Source organism: Arthrobacter sp. 92 (assembly GCF_050260325.1).
In the GTDB taxonomy this organism is placed as follows: Bacteria; Actinomycetota; Actinomycetes; order Actinomycetales; family Micrococcaceae; genus Arthrobacter.
The window spans coordinates 372031-393412 of sequence record NZ_CP189863.1 but is presented as its reverse complement, the minus strand read 5'-3'; the positions used below and the strand labels follow the sequence as shown (position 1 = coordinate 393412).

Below are 21382 nucleotides of genomic sequence, written 5' to 3'. Positions count from 1 at the left end.
CTTCACTTGCTGGGTATAAGAAGAATATTACCGGGCGGCCCTAGCGGCCGGCCTTCGGTGCGAAGATGCGGGCAACCAGGCGGGCAGCCAGGTTGAGCAGCATCACCAGGAGGATGAGGACCAGCGCCGCGCCCCAGGCCCGCTGCGAGGAGGGCTCCGGGTTGGACGGCGAGGTGGGATTCAGGATCTGGGTGTAGATGAACGTGGGCAACGAGGCCATCCAGCCACCGAACACGTTGTTGTTGATGCCGGTGGCAAAGCCGGCTGTCACCAGGATGGGCGCCGTTTCGCCGATTACGCGGGCGATCGCCAGGGTGACGCCGGACGCGATCCCTGAGATCGCCGTCGGGATAACCACCTTGAGGATGGTGCGCCACTTGCGGACGCCGAGCGCGTAGGCGGCCTCTCGCAACTCGTTCGGAACGATCTTCAGCATTTCCTCGCTGGAGCGGACCACCACGGGAATCATCAGCACGGACAGCGCGACGGCCGCCACGGCACCGGTCTTGGTTCCGGGCCCAACCACCACAAAGAAGAAGGCCGCGGCGAACAAACCCGCCACGATCGAGGGGATGCCGGTCATCACGTCCACAAAGAAGGTGATGGCCCGCGCCAGCGGGCGGTCCTCGCCGTATTCCACAAGGTAGATAGCGGTCAGCAGCCCCACGGGGACGGAGATGACCGTGGCCAGCAGTGTGATCTGGACGGTGCCGATCAGTGCGTGGTAAATTCCGCCGACCACAGGCGCGCCTTGCTCGACAGCCTTGTTGTCGAAGGCGCCGGTGACGCCGTTCATGGAGGTTGTGAGGAACCCGGGGTCCAACAGCCCGGGCAAGCCTTTGACCAGCACCGTCCAGATCACGGAAATGAGCGGGAGCAGGGCCACCAGGAAGGCACCGACCACCAGGCAGGTGGCGAACTTGTCCTTCGCCCGCCGGGATCCTTCAACCGCCGCGCTCCAGCCCACCAGGCCGGCAGCGAACAGGATTGCGGTGACAATGCCCCAGCCGAAGGCGTTGAAGCCGATCAGCGCCAGGATGGCGGCGCCGATGATCAGGGCGAGGGGTAGGACGACGTAGGGAGCGTACTTGGGCAGCTGTCCCTTCGTCAGGGCCGAGCGCTTGCGCACGGGTGCGAGCGTGGAGGTCATTTAGTTGGCTCCCGAGAATTCTTTGTGCCGGGTGATGACCCAGCGGGCAATCATGTTCACGCCAAGGGTGATCACGAAGAGGACCAGGCCGGCGGCGATGAGCGTGCTGACCTTCAGGCCGCTCGCTTCAGGGAAGTTCAGTGCAATTTCCGCTGCGATGGTCTGGTTGCCGGATTGGATCAAGCTTGCGGTCAGTGCGCCGGAGGAGAGAACCAGCGCAACGGCCATGGTCTCGCCCAGGGCGCGGCCCAGACCCAGCATCACCGCGCTGACGATTCCCGGGCGGCCAAACGGCAGCACGGCCATCTTGATCATCTCCCAGCGGGTGGCGCCCAGCGCCAGCGCCGCTTCCTCGTGCAGCTTGGGGGTCTGCAGGAAGATTTCGCGGGTCAGTGAGGTGATGATGGGCAGGACCATAACGGAGAGCACGATGCCGGCCGTGAGGATGGTCTTTCCGGTGGCCGACGCGGGGCCCTGGAAGATGGGGAGCCAGCCCATGTTGGTGGCCAGCCAGTTATAGGCGGGCGAGATTTCCTTGGCAAGAAATGCGGCGCCCCAGGCTCCGTAAACCACCGAAGGGATGGCGGCCAGGAGGTCGATCACGTAGCCGAGGCCGGATGCGAGCCTGCGCGGCGCGAAGTGCGAGATGAACAGCGCCACGCCGATGGCCACGGGGGTGGCGATCACCAGGGCAATGGCCGCCGCGATCAAGGTTCCGATGATGATCGGCCAGATGTAAGGGAAGAAGCCCTGGCCGCCCTGGATCTTGTCCGGAGACGCCACCAGGGCCGGAATCGCCTGGATCACCAGGAAAAGGGCAACACCAAAGAGCACGGCAAGAATCAGGCAGCCTGCGGCCAGGGCTGTTCCGGAGAAGACTTTGTCCCCGGTGGGCCCTGCGCCCCGGGATCTTGTCAGGGAGGTGGTGGTCACAAACGATCCTCTGGGTTCGATCGGAACCGACTGTCGCCATCCGGATCACTCCGGGGTCAGCAGCGGTGGAAAACTGGCGTACTTCGGACAAACACTCAGGTTCCCTGCCCCGGCGGGACGGTCTATGACCGCCCGATCGGAACAGGGAACCTGGGTCAGGCTGGTGTTTCCACTATGCCTTGCTGTGCCTTGAAACCCCTAGGACTTGGCCTTGATGGATTCGATGGACTTCAGTGCCTTGTCCTGGAGTGCCTTGGACAACGGAGCGGACTTGGCGGCGTCGGCGGCTGCCTTCTGGCCGGCGTCGGACACCACGTAGCTTTCGAATGCCTTGACCAGGTCAGCGGTCTTCTGGTCAGCGTAAGTGGTGCAGACCACGTGGAAGGAAACCAGGACCACCGGGTAGGCGCCCGCGATGGTGGTCTTCCGGTCCAGCTTGATGGAGAGGTCGCTGGCGGCGCGGCCGTCAACGGGCTTGCCGGCGTCGACTGCCTTGGCGGCCGCATCGGGGGAGATCTTGGTGAAGGAGTCCCCCACCTTGATCTGCGCGGTGCCCAGCTTCCCGCTCACAGCGGAATCGTCAGCGTAGGTAACAGCACCAGGGGTGTCGGTGACAGTCTTGACCACGCCGGAGGTGCCCTTGGCGTTCTCACCCTTCAGCGAGGCCGGCCACACGCCGGCAGCCTTGTCGGTCCAGACGTCTGCCGCGGCAGCGGACAGGTAGTCCGTGAAGTTCTGCGTGGTGCCGGAGTCGTCCGAGCGGTTCACCGGCGTGACCTTGAGGTCCGGGAGCTTGGCGTCCGGGTTCAGGGCGGCAATGGCGGGGTCGTTCCACTTGGCGATCTGGCCACGGAAGATCTTGGCCACGGTGGCGGCGTCGAGCTTCAGTTCCTTGATGTCAGGCAGGTTGAACGCAACGGCGATCGGGGAGATGTAGACCGGGATGTTGATGGCGCCGTCGGAGCCGCACTTGTCCTTGGAGCTGGCGTACTCATCGTCCTTGAGGTAGGCGTCCGAGCCGGCGAACTGGGCCGAACCGTCCAGGATGGCCTTGCGGCCCGCGCCGGAGCCATCAGGGGAGTACTGCACGGTGGCGCCCTGGTTTGCGGAGGCGAAGTTGGTCTTCCAGACGTCCATTGCCGCGCCCTGCGCGGAGGAGCCGATGCCGGTCAGAGTGCCGGTGACCTTGGCGCCGCCGGACTGCGAGGCGGCCGGGGAGGTGCCCGTTGCGTTGTCGGAACCGCAGGCGGTAAGCGCGAGTGCGCCGGCTGCGATGACAGCGATAGCCGCGTGGCGGCCGAAGCGGAGTGCCTTCACTAAATGTGCCCCTTCCAGGGAATTTCTGATGCGTTCCGGACCGGAGACGTCCGAACAAAAGAAGTTGAGTACGTTTTGTACCTTGATCGAAGTTATGGGCCGCAGGTAACGGGATGTAGGGCTGAAGGTTAACGGACGGTTAACGACGGCGGCACATTGGCTTACGGCTGCTGGGTTGCCATTGCGTTACCTTCACCACAGACGTATGTGCGGGCCGCCCGTCAAGGCGGCCGCAAATAGACTGGAGTACATGGCCTCCGCGACTGGAATTTCCGCAAGCAGACGATTCCTTCGGTCACGCATCCGCACCGGCATGGTCCGGAGCCGGAATTCGCTGGTCCCGGCCATGCAAATGACCGGCTGCGCGGTGGGCGCATACGCCTTCGCGGAGTACGTTCTGGGCCACACCGGCCCCCTCTTCGCGGCCACGTCGTCATTGATCGCCCTCGGATTTTCGCGTGATCCGCGGCTGCGCCGGGTGGTGGAGGTGGGCCTGGGCTGCACCCTCGGCATCGTGGTGGGTGACTTGCTGCTCCACTGGCTGGGGGCCGGGATCTGGCAGGCCGCCGTCGTGCTTCTTTTCTCCATCCTCCTGGCGCGCTTCCTGGACAGCGGCAACATCTTCACCACCCAGCTCGGGCTGCAGTCCCTTCTGGTGGTGCTGTTGCCGGCGCCTGCCGGCGGTCCCTTTACCAGGAGCATCGACGCGGTGGTGGGTGGGGTCTTCGCGCTGCTGGTCACCATCCTGATCCCCAAGGATCCCCGGCGGGAGCCCCGGAAGGACGTCCGGAAACTGCTGCACGAGCTGGCCGAAGTGCTGCGTGAATGCGCGTCCGCGCTGACTTACAGCGATTCCACCCAGGCGTGGCACGCGCTGATCAGGGGCCGGAATTGCCAGCCGCTGGTGGACGCCATGCGCCAGTCCCTCCGGGCCTCCGGGGAGGTGGCGACCCTCGCGCCGGCCTACCGGCGGCACCGCGATGAACTGGACAAGATGGAGCAGTCGCTGGACTTCATCGACCTCGCGCTGCGCAACAGCCGAGTGTTTGCCCGGCGCCTTACCAGCGCCATCAACCACGCGGCATTGTCCGACGAAGCCACCGAAAATATCGCCGAAGTCCTGCAGGAAACCGCGGCGGCCATCGACGAACTGTCCCTGGGGCTCGCCGAAGTGCATGAAGGCGTCCGCCGCGCCCATTTGCGGACATCCCGGCTGGAATTGAGCGAGATCGCCGGCCGGCTGCATCCGCGGATGCTGGAGGTGCAGCGGCTTGAAGGGGAGACGGTGGTGATGCTGTTCCGGCCGTTGATGGTGGATTTGCTGGAGGCCACCGGCATGGACGCCAGGGAAGCCCGGGACATCCTTCCGCCCTTGTAGGCTCCGGGGCAGCGTCCCGGGTAGCTGACGGCCGCTGAATCCGGCGGGACCGGGGGCCCCGATGTCTGCGCCCCCGGATAGTGTGGAGCCATGGCAACCAAAACTTCCCGGGCTTCGAAAGCCCCGGCCTACAAGTGCGCCGAATGCGGCTGGACCACCGTCAAGTGGGTGGGCCGCTGCGGCGAGTGCCAGGCCTGGGGCACCGTGGAGGAGACGGGCACCGCGGTGGCGCGGACGACGGCGGCCACCACAGTTTTGGAGCCAGCCCGCAAGATCGCGGACGTGGATGCCACTACCGCGGCTTTTCTTCCCACCGGCGTGGACGAACTGGACCGTGTGCTGGGTGGCGGCCTGGTTCCGGGCGCCGTGATCCTGCTTGCCGGTGAACCGGGGGTAGGCAAGTCCACGCTGCTGCTGGACGTGGCAGCCAAGTTCGCCCGGACCGGACAGGACGTCCTCTATGTCACCGGCGAGGAATCCGCGGCCCAGGTGAAACTGCGCGCGGACCGGATCGACGCAGTGGCCGATTCCTTGTACCTCTCGGCGGAAACAGACCTCGGCCAGGCGCTGGGGCAGGTGGAGAAGGTGGAGCCGCGGTTGCTGGTGGTGGACTCCGTCCAGACACTCAGCAGCGCCGACGTGGAGGGAAGCTCCGGGGGCGTGTCCCAGGTCCGAGAAGTTGCGGCTTCCATTATTGCCGCGGCCAAACGCCGGAACATGACCACCCTGCTGGTGGGTCACGTGACCAAGGACGGCTCCATTGCCGGGCCGCGGCTCCTGGAGCACCTGGTGGATGTTGTGTGCCAGTTCGAGGGCGAGCGCCATTCCCGGCTGCGGCTGCTGCGGGCGGTCAAGAACCGGTACGGACCCACGGACGACGTGGGCTGCTTCGATCTCAACGAGGACGGCATCACCGGACTGGCTGATCCCAGCGGCCTGTTCGTTTCGCGCACCAAGGACCCCGTCTCCGGCACCTGCATCACCGTGACCCTGGAGGGACGCCGGCCACTGCTCGCCGAAGTCCAGTCCCTGCTGGCCGAAAGCGCCAACGCGCAACCCAGACGGGCCACGAGCGGCCTGGACAGCTCGCGCGTGGCCATGCTGCTGGCGGTATTGCAGCAACGCGCCGGTTGCCTGCTGCACAAGGATGATTCCTACGTGGCCACCGTGGGCGGAGTGAAGCTGAGCGAACCGGCCACGGATCTCGCCGTAGCTCTGGCGGTGGCCTCTGCCAAAGCCAGGAAGCCATTGCCGCAACGCCTCATCGCCTTCGGCGAAGTGGGCCTGGCCGGGGAAGTCCGTCCGGTTCCCGGGATCAACCAGCGCATCCAGGAGGCGCACCGGCTCGGTTTCACCCACGCCGTGGTTCCCTCCAGCCCGAGCGGCGCCGGACCCGTGCCCGCCGGATTCTCGGTTCGGGAAGTGGGCCATCTGACGGAGGCGCTGAGCCTGCTCATCAGCTAGGAAACGCATGCGGCCCGTCCTCAAATGGTGGACCAGCCGCCGTCGCTGGGAAGCACGGCGCCGTTGATGTTGGGCGAATCATCGCTGAGAAGCCACGTGATGGCGGCGGCCAACTGGGCGGGCGCGGCAACACCACCAACTGTGGCTTGAAGGATTGGCCCGATGCGGGCGGCCGCGTAGTCGGACTTCCAGGGTGCCTCGATGTTGGTGGCCACAGCACCGGGGGCCACAGCGTTGGCGCGGATTCCCAAGGGCCCGTAGAAAAACGCGACGCTCTTGGTGAAGCCCACCAGCGCATGCTTTGACGACGTGTACGCCGCCCCCGCCGCGGACGCCCGAAGTGAGGCCTCCGACGCCACATTCACGATCGAGCCCGCCCCCGCCTCGATCATGAGGGGAAGGACGGCGCGGGTAAGGCGCATGGGCCCGGTGAGGTTGACGCTGAACACCCGGTCCCAGGTTGCGTCGTCCACTTCGGCGGGCGGGAGGAAGGCATCCATGATGCCTGCCACGTTGGCCAGGCCGTCCACCTTTCCGCCCGCGGCTTCGGCAATCGCATCAATGGTCTCCGGTGCGGCCACATCGCCGGTGACCGTGACGACGTCGAAATCCGCAAGTTCGGCGGCCAGATCCTTCAGCCGCGCTTCCACCACATCCGTGGCCACCACCCTTGCGCCTTCGTGCGCCAGCCGTGCGGCGGTGGCCCGGCCGATGCCCGAACCGGCGCCCGTCACTATCACTGTTTTTCCTTCGAAACGGGACTGGTATTCGCCTGCCGGCACGGTGTGCTCCTCGATGGTCTGGGCGGAATGAACTTCAGCGGCCGCTAGCGCGGGCACGCGGGGGCGCCACGCCCGGCCGGGGAACGCCCACAAATACAGGGTCCGCCTTAAGGCCGGTTCTCCACCAGCGGCTTAGGACCCTAGCTGTATTGACCTGAGAGGTTGGTAACACGGCTGGCCGGTGGCTGACCTTTGAGTGAAGTGTGGCCTCGGTGATGATTGTAATGATGGAGCCAGTCAGCGAAAGCGGCAGCACGCTCGGTTTCTGATCCATAGGGTTTGGCGTAGGCCCATTCGTCGAGCATGGTGCGGTTGTAGCGTTCGACTTTGCCATTGGTTTGGGGCCTGTAGGGGCGGGTGCGTTTGTGGCTGATGTCCGGGCCCAGCGCGTCCTTGAAGGCGTGGGCGCGGTAGCAGGAGCCGTTGTCCGTCAACACCCTTTTGACTACGATTCCGCACGATTCGAAATAGGCGTTGGCGCGTTCCCAGAACCCCGCTGCGGTGTCCTTCTTCTCATCGGCCAGGATCTCGGTATAGGCAAGCCGAGAGTGGTCATCAACGGCATTGTGCAAGAAGGCGTAGCCCGGTCGCCGGTTCGCCGTCGTGCCGGTCTTGTTTTTATTACCCGCGGCCCGGCCGGTGACGCGGTGGCCGCCGCCGTCCGGGATCCGTCCGAGCTTCTTGATGTCCACGTGGACCAGCTCCCCGGGGCTGTGGTGCTCGTACCGGCGGATCACCCGGCCTGTGGCCCGGTCCATCCACGACAGCCTCGCCAACCCGAACCTCGACAGAACCCGGTGCACTGTGGACGGATGGATCCCCAGCAGAAAGCCGATCCGTGCCGGACCCCACCGGCGGTTGACCCTAAGCGCGATGATCCGCCGCTCCCGCCGCACGGACGTCCGCTGCGGGGAGCTGACGGGCCGGCTGGAACGATCACCCATCCCGCGCTCACCGTGCTCCCGGTAACGGGCCGCCCACCTCGCCGCGGTTGCCACCGACACCTGGAACCGCTCAGCAGCACGGCGCAGGGACCACCCGTCCTCGACAACGCACCTAGCCAGCCGGAGCCTGCCCTTCGGCGTCAGGAGCGCGTTAGCATGGGACATTGAAGACCTCCTTGTGGATCGGACTCTAGACAAGCCCCACTCCACTCGGAGGTCTTCTTTTTGTCACCTATCCACGCCGGGCGTCCCTAACGTCCGTGGACAATACACCTAGCCACGGGCATGTGGCAGGCGCACCATAAGAGTGGCGGCACCTGCGGCGAAGGGCGGAAGTCATGATGTGGGGCTGGGGTTACGGTCCGAACATGGGCTGGATGTGGCTGTGGGGCCTGCTCATGCTGGTGGGTGCGGGCCTGCTGGTTCTTCTCGCGGTGAGGATGTTTTCGGGCGGCCCCGGCCGCGGCGGCCCACCCGGTTTTGGCGGCCCGGGTCCGGGCACGCCCGGGGGCCCTCCGCAGGGATGAAGCAGTGCACGGCTGATCCTCGATGAACGCTTCGCGAGGGGCGAGCTGACGGAGGAGCAGTATCGCCAACACCTCAAGGTGCTCGGCGAGGACACCTAGTGCTCCCCTGCAGTTGCTCGGCAGGGACTCCGGCCGCCTGCGGTACGCGCACGCTCTCTTTAGGGACGTCCGTGAGAAACACAAAAGAGGCGCCCTGCAGGCGCCTCTTTTGTGTTCTTGCTCTACGTTTCGCTTGGCGTAGCTCAGGCCTTGCCGGGCAGTGCGAGCTTGAACACCTTGGCCCAGGAGGAGCCCACCTGCTTGAGCAACGGGCCCGTGGTGTACGGCAGGCCATACCGCTGGCACAGATCGCGCACCTTCGGAGCCACCTCGGCGTACCTGTTCGAGGGAAGATCCGGGAACAGGTGGTGCTCGATCTGGTGGGACAGGTTCCCCGTCATCAGGTGCATGAACTTGGAGCCGGAGATGTTCGCCGAGCCGATCATCTGCCGGACATACCAGTCCCCGCGGGTCTCGCCTTCCACCATGTCCTCGGTGAAGGTGTCCGCACCCTCGGGGAAGTGGCCGCAGAAAATCACCGCGTGTGCCCAGACGTTGCGCACCGCGTTGGCGGTCAGCGTGCCATACAGCGCCTGCTTGCCCGAGCCGGTGAGCATGGCCACGGCCGGCGTTGCGGCGTAGTCCTTGGTGAACTGCTTGAGTGCCTTAATTCCCAGCGCCTTGAGGTCCTTGACCAGCGCCTCCTTGGACTTCTTGCCTTCTTGATACTCCGCAAGCTCGAGGTCGTAGATGGCGATGCCCCATTCGAACAGCGGGGACAGGATGGCGTTGTACAGCGGGTTGCCCAGATTGAAGGGCTTCCATGGCTGGTTGGCGTCCATGCGCAGCAGGTTGTATCCCACGTCGTTGTCCTTGCCCACCACATTGGTCCAGCGGTGGTGGAGGTCGTTGTGGGTGTGCTGCCAGGCGCGGGCCGGCGTGACGAAGTCCCATTCCCAAGTGGTGGAGTGGATGTCCGGATCGCGCATCCAGTCCCACTGGCCATGCAGCACGTTGTGCCCGATCTCCATGTTTTCCAGGATCTTGGCGAAGCTCAGCAGGGTGGTGCCTGCAACCCAGGCGCCCTTGTTCCGGCTCATCAGGAGCGCCGCGCGTCCGGAGATTTCCAGGCCACGCTGGATTTTGATCATGCGGCGGATGTAGGCGGCGTCGGAGGCGCCACGCTTGGCCAGCACTTCGTCGCGGATTGCGTCGAGTTCACGGCCCAGCTCGGCCACCTGCTCGTCGGAGAGGTGCGCGGCGGCAGGCGGGCGCACCATCGGCCTGCCGGAGGTGGCCAGCGCTCCGCGACGGGTCTTGGTGGCCTGTCCGTTGGCGGGCGCGGCGGTACCGTCCGGGTTCAGTGCGGTTTCCCCGGCCGACGACGGCACAACAGCGTCCCCTGTCGTCTCGGCCTCGTGGTTCGTAACTATTGCCATGCGGTGATGCTCCTCAGATCTCGAGGTTAACGGGTCCGGCTGCTGCCGAGACGCACGTCTGGATTAGTTGGCCCGGCTCGCCGTGCACTTCGCCGGTGCGGAGGTCCCGGACGTGTCCGGCCCGCAACGGGATGAGGCAGCTGTGGCAGATGCCCATGCGGCACCCGCTGGGCATGAGGACGCCGGCGTCTTCGCCCACGTCCAGCAGTGGAGTGTTCCCATCCGCCTCGACCTCGCGGTCCGAGGTTTCGAAGGTGACCAGGCCGCCGTCGTGACCGGCACCGCCGGCCAGGCTGGTGGTGAACCGTTCAATAATGAGGTTGATGGGGTCAGCGGCAAAAGGACCCTCGGGGGCTTCGGCGCCGGTTCCTCTGGCGGCCGCGGCGGCAGCCGCCTCGGCGGACCACAGGTTCTCGGCGTCGTCCAGGAAACCTTCGGGTCCGCAGGCGTAAGCGGCGCGGTGCCGCCAGTCCGGACAGATCTCGTTCAGCGCCGCGGCCGAACCGAAGTCCAGGCGCCCGCGTTCGCCGGTGAACCAGTGCGTGACCCTGAAGTTGGGGAACTGGTCGGCCAGCTCGGAGAGTTCCTCGCGGAAGATGCTGTCGGCCGGAGTGCGGGCGGAATGGATCAGCACCACGTCGGCGTCCGGACGGTGCGGGACCAGCGTGCGGACCATGGACATCACCGGGGTGATGCCGCTGCCTGCGGTGAGCATCAGCAGCGGGCGCGGGTGCTCCGGGAGCACGAAGTCGCCCTGCGGCGGCGCGAGGAACAGGATGTCGCCGGGGCGCGTGTTACGGACCAGCACGCCGGAAACGGCCCCGACGTCGGTCACGGTGATGGCGGGGTCCTGCCCCGCGGGGGCGCTGAGGGAGTACGAGCGCCAGTGGCGCACGCCGTCGAGTTCCACGCCAATGCGCGCCCACTGACCAGCCTGGTGGGCTTTCCAGCCGCGGCCCGGGCGGAAGAAAATGGTGGCGGAGTCGGCCGTTTCAGGGACCACCTTGGTGACTACGCCGCGCAATTGGCGGGCGGAGAACACAGGGTTGAAGAGGGACAGGACATCTTCTGGAGCTAACGGGGTGATCAATACAGATGCGGCGCGCGCCAGCTTACGGAGCCGGATCATGTTATTAACCTTATGTCAGTCAGAGGCATATTTCTTCTCCCGGGGCATACGATCGAACCCACTAATCTGTTCCATCGAAACAACTTATGGAAGTCTCTCATGAACCAACCTTCCGTCGGGGGTCATTCCGCTGCGACCTACGATCCGCCCTGGTTCGCCCTGCCCCGGGAGGTCAGCGAGCTGCTGCGTCCCAGGATGCCGGGCATCGTGGAGGCCATCATCGACGCCGTCCCGCAACTTGTTCCCGCCTATGCCCGTCCCATCGAGGGGCGGTTCGGGCGCGGGCTGCGGCGCGGGGTGGCGGCGGCACTGGACCGGTTCCTGCAGCTCCCTGGCACCCGCCTGCCGGCCCTTTCGGAGGAAAGCCGGCAGCTTGTGGCAGGGCTGGGCAGCGGCGAATTCCGCCAGGGACGGAGCATGGACGCCCTTCTGAGCGCCTACCGGATGGGCGCGCGCGTGACGTTCCGCGAGATGTCCAAGATCTCCGTGGAGCACGATCTCGGCCTGAGTGTTGTGGTGGATCTTGGTGAATCGATCCTGGCTTACATCGACGAGCTGTCCGCTGTGAGCGCCGAGGCCTATGCCTTCGAACAGTCCGAGCGCGCCGGAGCCGTGGACCGCCGACGCACGGAGCTGCTGGAGCTGCTGGTCATGGGCCACGCCGACGAGGCCGCCCTGAGGCAGGCGGCCTCGATCGCGGACTGGTCGATCCCTGCGAGGCTGGTGGTGGTCACGCTGCCGCTGGACCGGGCCGGCGGGCTGCGGCTGCAGCTTGGCCCCGGAACACTTGTGGTGGAACGGGAGACCGATGCTGTGGCGCTGGTCCCGGCCCGGAAGTCCTCCGCCGGGCGCGCCGAACTGGAAAAAGCCCTGAAGGGAAGGTCCGCGTCCGTGGGCCCCGCAGGCGGGTGGGAGAAGGTGCCGGAGTCCCTGCGGCTTGCCGTGCTGGCCGCCTCCGTGCTGCCGCCGCGGGAGGGCCCGGACGACCCTCCCATCTGGGCGGACGAGCATCTGGCCCAGATCATCCTCGGTTCCGAGCCGTCGGCCGTTGCCGAGCTGGCCGAACGCCGGCTGGCGCCGCTGGAGCAGCTGCGCCCGGCGCAGCGTGAGAGGCTTGCCGAAACCCTGCTCTCCTGGCTGAGGCACTGGGGCCAGCGCGCCCCGGTGGCGGCGGAGCTGGGGATCCACCCGCAAACAGTGGGCTACCGGGCGGCCCAACTGCGTGAGCTCTTCGGTGACGACCTGGAAGACCCACGGGCGCGCTTCGAGCTGGAGTTGGCTTTGCATGCGGGGCGACGCTAGGTACTGCGGGCTCATGCTGCGGCCATGGCCTTCCGGGTCTGAAGGCGCAGCTCGAGATCATTCATCACGATCGCCGCCAGATCCTCAAGCATGCGGGTATCCCCGGCAGAGAACTCCCGCGGCTCCCGGTCCAGGACGCACAGTGTTCCCAGGTTGTAGCCGTCCGGGGTGCGCAGCGGAACGCCGGCATAGAACTGGAGGCCGAATTCGCCGGCGACCAGCGGGTTGGCCAAGGTACGGGGGTCCGCGGCCGCGTTCTCGACCACCCAGGCCCCGTCCTGCAGGATGGCGGAGGCGCACAGCCCTGGATCGCGGCCGATCTGCTCCACGTCCGTGCCGTGATGGGCCTTGAACCAGATGCGGTCGTGGTCCACCACGCTGACGATCGCCACGGGCACGGAGAACATGCGGGCCGCCAGGCCGGCGATCCGGTCGAACGAACCGTCCGGAGGCGTGTCCAGGATCCGGTAGCGGTGCACGGCCTGCATTCTGCCGTGCTCATCCGCCGCAGCCGGCGCGTTAGTACCACCCCGGCGGCGGCCGGCGGCGTTGGCCGCCTCCTGCCGCAGGGCGAGGGAGACTTCGCGCGCCGCCGGCCTGGCCGCAGGGTCGCGGGCCAGCATGGAGGAAAGCAGCGCGGACCATTCCTGTGGCAGCTCCGCTGGAATGTGCGGGTCCCGCAGGAGCCGGGCCATGGCCGAGGCGATGGGAGCGCCGGGGTAGGCGGGCTTTCCGGTCAATCCTTCCAGCAGGACCAGCCCCAGCGAGTAGACGTCGCTGGCGGGGCCGGTCGGTTCGCTGGCCGCCTGCTCGGGGCTGAGGTAGGCGGGGGTGCCGGAACTATCGGTGGCCCCGCTGCGCCGCCCCTCGCCCAGGATCATGGCCACGCCGAAGTCACTGAGCTTGGCGCGCGGCCGGTGGTCCGTGTTGCTGTAGTCCACCAGCAGGATATTGGCCGGCTTGACGTCGCGGTGAACGATGCCGTGATGGTGGATATAGGACAAGCCGTCGGCAAGGTCGTGGCCGATCAGCGCCATGTGCGCGGCGGAGATTGGCCCCTCGGCAGCGCGCTGACGGAGGTCCGGTCCGCGGACCAGATCCATCACCAGGTATGTGAGCCTGCGCTCCGGGTCGCTCAGATCGGCTCCGGCGTCAAGCAGCGTGACCAGCGCATGGTGGCTCATTCCGGCAAGGATGCGCACCTCCTCGCGCTGCCGCCGGTTGTGCTCCACGTTGCCGGGATCGTCACGGAAAAGTTTGACCGCCACTTCCCGCTGCAGCAGCTCATCGAAGGCCCTGTAGACGCCCGACTGGCTGCCGCGGCCGATCAGTTCCTCGATCCGGTACCGTCCGCTCAGGAGGTACCCGGATTCCATGCTTGCCGCCATCACAGGCCTCTCGCCTATTTAATTACTAAGTATGCTGATGATATCCCGCTTTTGCGAAAATGCGTCCCTCGGGATGGCCCCAAAAACGAACCTGTTTACAACCGGAGGGCCTGGCTGCTGATGCTTACTTGGCGGGGTTGTGGGTGCCGATCGGGACCAGCGTCAGTTCCGGCAGGTTCTTCTCGATCCTGCGAAGCGCCCAGATGTCATTGAACAGCGCCAGGTACTCCCCGTCCGAACGGAGCAGCACCTCTGCGCCTGTCACGTTCGCCAGCGCCGGCATGGCGTCCGCCGTCGTGATCCTTGCCATCGAGTAGGGCAGCCGCTCCAGGCGCATCGGCGCGCTGAAGTCGTGCGCCATGCGGTCCTCCACCACTTCGAACTGCATGGGGCCGACGGCGGCGAGCACCGGCGCCTGGTCGCCGCGGATGTCGGAGCGGAGCACCTGGATGACGCCCTCGTGCTCGAGCTGCTCGATGCCCCGGCGGAACTGCTTGAAGCGGCTGGGGTCCTTGGACCGGGCCACCTGGAAGTGCTCCGGCGCGAACAGGGGGATGGCGGGGAACTCCACGGGCTGCTCCAGGAACAGGCTGTCCCCAACGCGCAGGGAGGACGCGTTGACCAGGCCCACCACGTCACCCGGGAACGCTTCGTCGATCACTTCGCGCTCCCGGCCGAACACCTGCTGGGCGTACTTGGTGGCGAAGGACTTGCCGGTGCGGCCCTGGGTGACCACCATGCCGCGCTCGAAGACGCCGGAGCAGACCCGGATGAAGGCAACGTGGTCGCGGTGTGCCTTGTTCATTCCGGCCTGGACCTTGAAGACAAAGCCGGCGAACGGGGCGTCCACGGCACGCGGTTCCCCGGCGACGTCGGGGCGGGGGGCGGCCGGCGGTGCGAAGTCCACCAAGGCGTCCAGGATCTCCTTGACACCGAAGTTCAGGGCGGCGGAGCTGAAGAGGATGGGTGTTGCCTTGCCGGCGTGGAAGGCATCGACGTCGAACTCAAGGTTGGATTCGATGACCAGTCCGGCTTCGTCCACGGCGTTGGACCAGTCCCCTCCCTGGCTGGCGGCGGCCTCCTCCGGGGTGAAGTACTCCGTCAGGGCGATGTTGGCGCCCGCGTTGTTGCGCTTGAACTGGGCGAAGCGGTCATTGCGCAGGTCCCAGACGCCTCTGAAATCGCCGGAGATACCGACGGCCCAGGTCAGCGGCATGGGCTGCAGCCCGGTGCGTTCGGTGATTTCGTCCATCAGCGCCAAGGCGTCCAGGCCGGGACGGTCCCACTTGTTGATCACGGTGATGATGGGCAGGTTGCGCTGCTTGCAGACCTCGAACAGCTTCATGGTCTGGGTTTCCAGGCCCTTGGCCGCGTCCACGAGCATCACTGCGCAGTCCACGGCGGCCAGGACGCGGTAGGTGTCCTCGGAGAAGTCCGCGTGGCCCGGGGTGTCCAGCAGGTTGATCACGGTGTCGCGGTAGGAGAACTGCAGGGCCGCGGAGCTAATGGAAATACCGCGGTCCTTTTCCATCTGCATCCAGTCCGAGACGGTTTCCTTGCGGTTTGCCTTGCCGCTGGAGGCGCCGGCAGTGCCGATCACCTTCGCGTGCAGGGCCAGCGCCTCAGTGAGGGTGGACTTGCCCGCGTCCGGGTGCGAGATGACAGCAAAAGTCCGACGCCGGTTCGCCTGCTTGTGAATCTCCTGGACTCGGGCGGGGCTAAGGACTTCTTGGGACACGGTGCTACTTTCGCTGTGTTTCCGGGGCCGGCCGCGGTTCTGGGCCGAACGGGCGTGGCCCGGGAGGGTGGGGCCGGGGGATGGCGGGATGTTAATGGGTGCCGGCTGGCGCGGTTTGGTCCGCAGCCAAGACCTCAAGTTTATCGCAGGCTGCCCAACTGCGCAGATGGGCGGCAAAGTGCCGCCCGGGGCCGCCGCCGCCCGCTTGCCCCGAAGGCCATTGCGCCGGAAGGCCGAATGAGGCACTTTGAGGCTTGTCCGTGCGGTTAAAGGCCAGCTTTGCCTTTAGTATTGAGCAGACGGGAAACCGAGTACTTTTGGTCCTGCCGGCGGAATCGTAAAACCGGCATACTTGCGGGCAGTTGTCCGCACCTTTGAAGGGAAAACCTATGGCTCGGAGCCCTGAAGATTCGCTCAAGGCGACTCTGGGCAGAGTGGCTCCAGGCACCGCGCTCCGCGACGGCCTGGAACGCATCCTCCGCGGGCGCACCGGCGCGCTGATCGTCCTGGGTTCGGACCGGACCATCGAATCCATCTGCTCCGGCGGTTTCGACATCGGAATTGATTTCTCTCCCACCCGCCTGCGCGAGCTGGCCAAGATGGATGGCGCCATCATCTGCGACAAGGATGCCAGTAACATCCTGCGCGCCGCAGTGCAGCTGGTGCCGGACTCCAGCATCGAAACGCAGGAGTCCGGCACCCGGCACCGCACGGCGGAACGCGTCGCCATCCAGACGGGCGTACCGGTCATCTCGGTCAGCCAGTCCATGCAGATCATCGCCCTCTACGTGAACGGGCTGCGCCACGTCCTGGAAGGCTCGGAAAAGGTCCTGGCCCGGGCCAACCAGGCCCTGGCAACGCTGGAGCGCTACCGTTCACGCCTGGACCAGGTGACCAGTTCCCTCTCGGCCCTGGAAATCGAGGCCATGGTGACGGTCCGCGATGTTGCGGTCACCCTGCAGCGCCAGGAAATGGTGCGCCGGATCTCCGAGGAGATCTCCCAGTATGTCCTGGAGCTCGGCGAGGACGGCCGGCTGCTGTCCCTCCAGCTCGATGAGCTCACCGTGGGCCGCGGGCCTGGCAGCGACGTGATCATCCGCGACTACGCCGGCCCGAATGCTTCAGCGGAGGACATCGACGGGGCCGTCAGCGCGCTGCTCAGCCTGGGGCCCACCGAGCTGATCGACCTGAGCAAGATCGCGGGCATCATCGGCTTTGCCGGCGGGGTGGAAACGCTCGACGCCGTTGTCCAGCCGCGCGGCTACCGCCTCCTGTCGGGACTAAAGGCTGTTCCCAAAGCAGTGGCGGACCGCCTGGTGGATCACTTCGGCGGCCTGCAGTTCCTTATGGCGGCCACCATCGATGACCTCATGACCGTGGACGGCATCGGCGACCAGCGCGCGAGGACCGTCCGCGAAGGCCTGAGCCGGATGGCCGAGGCAAGCCTGCTGGACAGGTTCCTGTAGGCCCTCTCTTCTGAGGCATGTTCGTCCTCCCAAGTCAGTACCAAACCCCTGCGTGACGGCAACCGAAAGTATGATTCCGGTTTGCCCGGGGTTCACCCACGCGGTCTAGGCTCGGAGCCCGGACAGGGGCAAAGGTCCAATCTATGGGGCAAGACTCTGCCTGCGATGCCGGCACCGGACGACGATCAGGAAACCCATGAAACATCTCAAATCACTGGCTGCTGCCACAGGCGCCGCGGCGCTGGCGGTCTCGACTCTTGCGGCAGGACTTGTCGGTTTCGGAGCCGTTCCGGCTTCCGCCGTCGAAAATCCTGACGGCACAGCGACGCCCATCAAGCACGTCGTTGTGATCTTCGGCGAGAACGTGTCATTTGACCATTACTTCGCCACCTACCCCAAGGCCACGAACACGTCCGGCGAAAGCCAGCAAGGTACCGGAACCGGCGCCGCCACATTCGCGGCGGCGAAGGACACGCCCAAGGACATCGCCACCCTCGCGCACGACAACCTGCTCGCGCCGCAGAACCCGAACTCCGTCCAACCGTCCCGGCTTTCGCCGGCCCAGGCCGTCACATGCGACCAGGACCATAAATACACGTCTGAGCAGAAGGCCTACAACGGTGGCCTCATGAACCTGTTCGTGGAGAACACCAGCAAGGACGCGTGCGGCGCGGGCCAGTACGGCCGCCCGGGGCTGACCATGGATTACTACGACGGCAACACGGTCACCGGGCTCTGGAACTACGCCCAGAACTATTCCATGAGCGACTCACACTTCAGTACCGTTTTCGGACCCTCGAGCCCCGGCGCGCTGAATCTGGTCTCGGGACAGACCCACGGGGTGAGCGAATTCACCGCCGCCGGCCAGCCGGTCAAGCCGGCGTCAAGTGACTACACGGTCCGCGCTCCGGACGCGAACGGCGTCGGCACCATGATCAATGATCCGGATCCGGTCTATGACGACTGCTCGAACAACAGCCACACCACTACCAACAACCTTGCGGGCATGAGCGGCAGGAACATCGGCGACCTGCTCAAAGACAAGGGCGTGAGCTGGGGCTGGTTCCAGGGCGGTTTCGCCCCGACCACCCCGGCCACCGCCACGTCCCCCGCCTCCTGCGGGGCCACCCACACGAACGTGGCGGGCGCCACGGTGACCGACTACAACCCGCACCACCAGCCCTTCCAGTACTACAAGTCGACATCGAACCCCCATCACGTGGCCCCCGCCAGCGACGCGGAGATCGGCCACAATGGTCAGGCCAACCATCAGTACGACACCGCCGATTTCAGCAAGGTGGTCAATTCGGAGAACATGCCGGCGGTCTCATTCCTCAAGGCGGGCAACTACCAGGACGGCCACGCAGGATACTCGGACCCCATCGACGAACAGAAATTCATCACCGCCCAGGTGAACGCGATCCAGCAGTCGAAGAACTGGGACAGCACCGCCGTGGTCCTCGCCTATGACGACTCCGACGGCTGGTATGACCACGTCGCAGCAGGGGTCAAGAACTCCTCCAACAACGCCGACGACGCCGCCTGGTGCCTGAGCGCCTACAACAAAGGCGTTCCGATGGCCGGCGGTTACGCCGACCGCTGCGGTCCCGGGCCGCGCCAGCCGCTGATTGTCATCTCCCCGTACGCCAAGAAGAACTTCGTGGATCACACCCAGACGGATCAGGCCTCGATTCTGCGGTTCGTCGAGGAGAACTGGCACACGGGCCAGATCGGAGACTCCTCCGCGGACGCCACGGCAGGCTCAATGGCGGCGATGTTCAACTTCAACCACGAGCGCACCGACAAATTGCTGCTCAACGAACAAACCGGAGCCATCGCCAGCATCACCGAAGGCAACCATGGCAAGGGTGAAACCAGCGACAAGGCCGGGAACTAGGCCTTCTGCGGCACATAACTGATCGGGCTGGAACCATCAGGCACGGGCTGGGGCTCAGGCGGCGAAGATGCTCCACGAGGCTTCGTGGGTATCGCCGGGCTCCAGCCTGATCAGGTCCAAGCCGCTGTTGAACGCATCTGGCGGACACGTCATGGGTTCCACGGCGAGACCCAGCCGGTTGGGCAGCGGGGCGGGTTTGTCAGCGGTGTGGACCTGAAGCCACTGGCAGCTGCGGTCCCATGCGATGCCGACGCCGGTCCCGCCCGGATCACGGGCTATCAGCCGGGCGCGGCCTTCACCGTCAAAGTCGATGCCGGTGAAGGCGTGGTCGATTTCGGTGGCACCGATGGTCCGTTGCCGACGGAAGTCGAACTCATGGTCCGTCACGGGCCGGAGGCCGGCCGGCAACAGCCGGTCGGGGGTGACCTCAAGGAAGGACCGGGCGGGGACCTCGAGGGTCCATTCATCAAGCGGGGCCGGCCCAGCCACCAGGTAAGGGTGCGGACACACACCGTACGGTGCTGTCCGCTCACCGATGTTGGTGGCTGTCACGCCGCTGTGCAGGCCGTTTTCGTCCAGCTGGTAGCGTGCCGTGACGCGAAGGGCGGATGGGTAGCCGGCCCCGGGTCCGATGATGCAGGACAGCACCACGGATGACTCGTCCCTGGACTCCAGGCTCCAGTCCAGGCCGAAGGCGAAGCCATGCAGGGCGCAGCCGCGCTCGGGTTCGTTGACCGGCGCCTGATAGGCCACGCCGTCGAAGGTGTAGGCGCCGTCCGCGATCCGGTTGGGCCACGGCGCGGCAAGAATACCGCGGTAGTCCGGAATGGGGCCTCCTTCCGGGAAGGGGACAATCAGGTCACGCTCCCGATGGCGAAGCTGCCGGAGTGCGGCCGCCCGCGCCGTGACCACGGCGGTGTATTCTCCGGCACTGAGCCTGTATTCGTCTGCGCTCACAGGCCGCTCGCCAGCTTGTAATAAGCCGAGTTCCAATTCAGCTCCTTCTTGAACTGTTTGAGGGTGGTGTCCGCGTCAATGGTCAGCAGCTCGGTGCGGGCGATCTCGGCGAAGTCCTCGAACACGTCCATGCCCACCGCGGTGGTCAGCACGGTGTGGTGCGCGGCCCCGGCGGTGAGCCACGCGGCGGCGGAGGTGGCGAAATCGGGCCGAGGGGACCAGAGTGCCCGGGCCACCGGAAGGTTCGGCAGGGGCTCGTCCAGATCCACCACGTCGACGGCGTTCGCCACCAGGCGGAAGCGGTCGCGCATGTCCGAGAGGGCCACGACGACGCCGGGTCCGGCATCCGTGTCGAACACCATGCGTACGGGGTCTTCCTTGCCGCCGATGCCCAACGCGTGGATTTCCACGCGGGGCTTCGCAGTGGTCAGCGACGGGCAGACCTCCAGCATGTGCGCGCCCAGAATTTTCTCCTGACCGGGGGCGAGGTGATAGGTGTAGTCCTCCATCAGGGACGCGCCGCCCGGCAGGCCGGCCCCCATGACCTTGGCGGCGCGGACCAGGATCGCGGTTTTCCAGTCGCCTTCGGCGCCGAAGCCGTAACCGTCGGCCATCAACCGCTGCACGGCCATGCCGGGGAGCTGGCGCAGGGCTCCAAGATCCTCGAAGGACGTGGTGAAGGCGGCAGAACCGTTGGCTTCGAGGAAACTGCGCAGCCCCAGTTCAATGCGGGCGCTGTAGCGCAGGGAGTCGTGGCGGTCCCCGCCGGCGCGCAGTTCCGGAACAACGTCGTAGAGGCGCTCGTACTCGGCTACCAGGGTGTCGACGTCGGACTCTTCCGCGCCGTGCACTGCGTCGGCGAGCTCGTTGACGGACCAGGTGTTAACCGACACGCCGAAACGCAGCTCGGCTTCGGTCTTGTCGCCTTCGGTCACGGCGACGTTGCGCATGTTGTCACCGAAGCGGGTCAGCTTGAGGGTGCGGACGGCGGCCCAGCCGGCCGACGCGCGCTGCCACGCTCCCACTTGGCGGGTCACCTCGGGGTTGGACACGTGGCCCACCACGGTTTTGCGCGGGATGCCGATGCGGGACTGGATGTAGCCGAACTCGCGGTCGCCGTGCGCGGCCTGGTTGAGGTTCATGAAATCGAAGTCTATGTCAGCCCAGGGCAGCTCCACATTGGCTTGGGTGTGCAGGTGCAGGAGCGGCTTGCGCAGCAGGTCAAGGCCCTGGATCCACATCTTTGCCGGTGAGAACGTGTGCATCCACGCGGTCACGCCGATGACGGCGTCGTCGGCGTTCGCTTCAAGGGCCGTGCGGCGGATGGCGTCCGAGTCGGTGAGCACCGGCTTCCAGAGAACTTTGACGGGAACGTCGGAGGAGCGGTTGAGCTGGTTTGCGATCTCCTGCGACTGCGCGGCCACCTGTTTGAGGACGTCTTCGCCGTAGAGGTGCTGGCTGCCCGTGAGGAACCAGACTTCATAGGGCTCGAGGGAGGTGTTGTTGGCCTGTGACATGGTTCTCTCCTGCGG

General features: G+C 66.0%; 18 protein-coding genes. 7 read left to right on the top strand and 11 right to left on the bottom strand.

The genetic code is table 11. The features are described 5' to 3' along the window. Positions 1–40 precede the first annotated feature (40 nt). The 3 genes from pstA to pstS all read right to left on the bottom strand — a co-directional run bounded on the left by pstA (position 41) and on the right by pstS (position 3400). Complete coding sequence (gene pstA / locus ACP4XC_RS01820) at positions 41–1150, bottom strand: phosphate ABC transporter permease PstA (RefSeq protein WP_427173188.1); 1110 nt, start codon at positions 1148–1150, stop codon at positions 41–43. After that, the gene (gene pstC / locus ACP4XC_RS01815; RefSeq protein ID WP_427173187.1) at positions 1151–2083 is read right to left on the bottom strand and encodes a phosphate ABC transporter permease subunit PstC; all 933 of its coding nucleotides are present in this window, start codon (positions 2081–2083) and stop codon (positions 1151–1153) included. 198 nt (positions 2084–2281) lie between these two features. Then, positions 2282–3400 (bottom strand): phosphate ABC transporter substrate-binding protein PstS, encoded by a 1119-nt coding sequence (gene pstS, locus ACP4XC_RS01810; RefSeq protein ID WP_427173186.1) that lies wholly within the window; start codon positions 3398–3400, stop codon positions 2282–2284. A 250-nt stretch (positions 3401–3650) separates the two neighbouring features. On the opposite strand from pstS, the gene ACP4XC_RS01805 reads away from it, so the two are divergent. Both ACP4XC_RS01805 and radA read left to right on the top strand, forming a co-directional pair. Next, on the top strand, positions 3651–4778 hold the full coding sequence (locus ACP4XC_RS01805) for an FUSC family protein (RefSeq protein WP_427173185.1): 1128 nt from the start codon (positions 3651–3653) through the stop codon (positions 4776–4778). Between the two features lie 90 nt (positions 4779–4868). After that, a complete protein-coding gene (gene radA, locus ACP4XC_RS01800; protein ID WP_427173184.1) occupies positions 4869–6242 on the top strand; it encodes a DNA repair protein RadA in 1374 nt (457 codons plus the stop codon). Between the two features lie 20 nt (positions 6243–6262). Here the strand turns inward: radA and ACP4XC_RS01795 are convergent, their stop codons facing one another. Together ACP4XC_RS01795 and ACP4XC_RS01790 are read right to left on the bottom strand one after the other, a co-directional pair. Then, on the bottom strand, positions 6263–7024 hold the full coding sequence (locus tag ACP4XC_RS01795; RefSeq protein WP_427174981.1) for an SDR family NAD(P)-dependent oxidoreductase: 762 nt from the start codon (positions 7022–7024) through the stop codon (positions 6263–6265). A gap of 140 nt (positions 7025–7164) precedes the next feature. Then, complete coding sequence (locus ACP4XC_RS01790) at positions 7165–8133, bottom strand: IS481 family transposase (protein ID WP_427173183.1); 969 nt, start codon at positions 8131–8133, stop codon at positions 7165–7167. Positions 8134–8306: 173 nt separating this feature from the next. Here ACP4XC_RS01790 and ACP4XC_RS01785 point away from each other — a divergent pair, with 173 nt between their 5' ends. Both ACP4XC_RS01785 and ACP4XC_RS01780 read left to right on the top strand, forming a co-directional pair. Beyond that, on the top strand, positions 8307–8495 hold the full coding sequence (locus tag ACP4XC_RS01785; protein ID WP_427173182.1) for a hypothetical protein: 189 nt from the start codon (positions 8307–8309) through the stop codon (positions 8493–8495). 12 nt (positions 8496–8507) lie between these two features. Next, a complete protein-coding gene (locus tag ACP4XC_RS01780) occupies positions 8508–8594 on the top strand; it encodes an SHOCT domain-containing protein (protein ID WP_427174980.1) in 87 nt (28 codons plus the stop codon). 143 nt (positions 8595–8737) lie between these two features. Here ACP4XC_RS01780 and ACP4XC_RS01775 read toward each other — a convergent pair whose 3' ends face one another. Beyond that, positions 8738–9973 carry a fatty acid desaturase family protein gene (locus ACP4XC_RS01775; RefSeq protein ID WP_427173181.1) on the bottom strand — a complete coding sequence of 412 codons (1236 nt, stop codon included), beginning with the start codon at positions 9971–9973 and terminating at the stop codon, positions 8738–8740. Positions 9974–9986: 13 nt separating this feature from the next. Next, positions 9987–11102: a ferredoxin reductase gene (locus ACP4XC_RS01770; protein WP_427173180.1), complete on the bottom strand. Its 1116-nt coding sequence runs from the start codon at positions 11100–11102 to the stop codon at positions 9987–9989. Positions 11103–11201: 99 nt separating this feature from the next. On the opposite strand from ACP4XC_RS01770, the gene ACP4XC_RS01765 reads away from it, so the two are divergent. Further along, on the top strand, positions 11202–12404 hold the full coding sequence (locus tag ACP4XC_RS01765) for a PucR family transcriptional regulator (protein WP_427173179.1): 1203 nt from the start codon (positions 11202–11204) through the stop codon (positions 12402–12404). An 11-nt stretch (positions 12405–12415) separates the two neighbouring features. Here ACP4XC_RS01765 and ACP4XC_RS01760 read toward each other — a convergent pair whose 3' ends face one another. Then, on the bottom strand, positions 12416–13780 hold the full coding sequence (locus ACP4XC_RS01760) for a protein kinase domain-containing protein (protein ID WP_427173178.1): 1365 nt from the start codon (positions 13778–13780) through the stop codon (positions 12416–12418). 136 nt (positions 13781–13916) lie between these two features. Next, positions 13917–15530 carry a peptide chain release factor 3 gene (locus ACP4XC_RS01755; protein ID WP_427173177.1) on the bottom strand — a complete coding sequence of 538 codons (1614 nt, stop codon included), beginning with the start codon at positions 15528–15530 and terminating at the stop codon, positions 13917–13919. A 389-nt stretch (positions 15531–15919) separates the two neighbouring features. On the opposite strand from ACP4XC_RS01755, the gene disA reads away from it, so the two are divergent. After that, on the top strand, positions 15920–16996 hold the full coding sequence (gene disA / locus ACP4XC_RS01750; protein WP_427173176.1) for a DNA integrity scanning diadenylate cyclase DisA: 1077 nt from the start codon (positions 15920–15922) through the stop codon (positions 16994–16996). A gap of 196 nt (positions 16997–17192) precedes the next feature. Beyond that, the gene (locus tag ACP4XC_RS01745; RefSeq protein WP_427173175.1) at positions 17193–18893 is read left to right on the top strand and encodes a phospholipase C; all 1701 of its coding nucleotides are present in this window, start codon (positions 17193–17195) and stop codon (positions 18891–18893) included. 54 nt (positions 18894–18947) lie between these two features. Here the strand turns inward: ACP4XC_RS01745 and ACP4XC_RS01740 are convergent, their stop codons facing one another. After that, a complete protein-coding gene (locus ACP4XC_RS01740) occupies positions 18948–19850 on the bottom strand; it encodes an aldose 1-epimerase family protein (RefSeq protein ID WP_427173174.1) in 903 nt (300 codons plus the stop codon). Continuing rightward, positions 19847–21367 carry an L-arabinose isomerase gene (gene araA, locus ACP4XC_RS01735; protein ID WP_427173173.1) on the bottom strand — a complete coding sequence of 507 codons (1521 nt, stop codon included), beginning with the start codon at positions 21365–21367 and terminating at the stop codon, positions 19847–19849. The genes ACP4XC_RS01740 and araA overlap by 4 nt, the downstream gene beginning before the upstream one ends. Between the last annotated feature and the right edge of the window lie 15 nt (positions 21368–21382).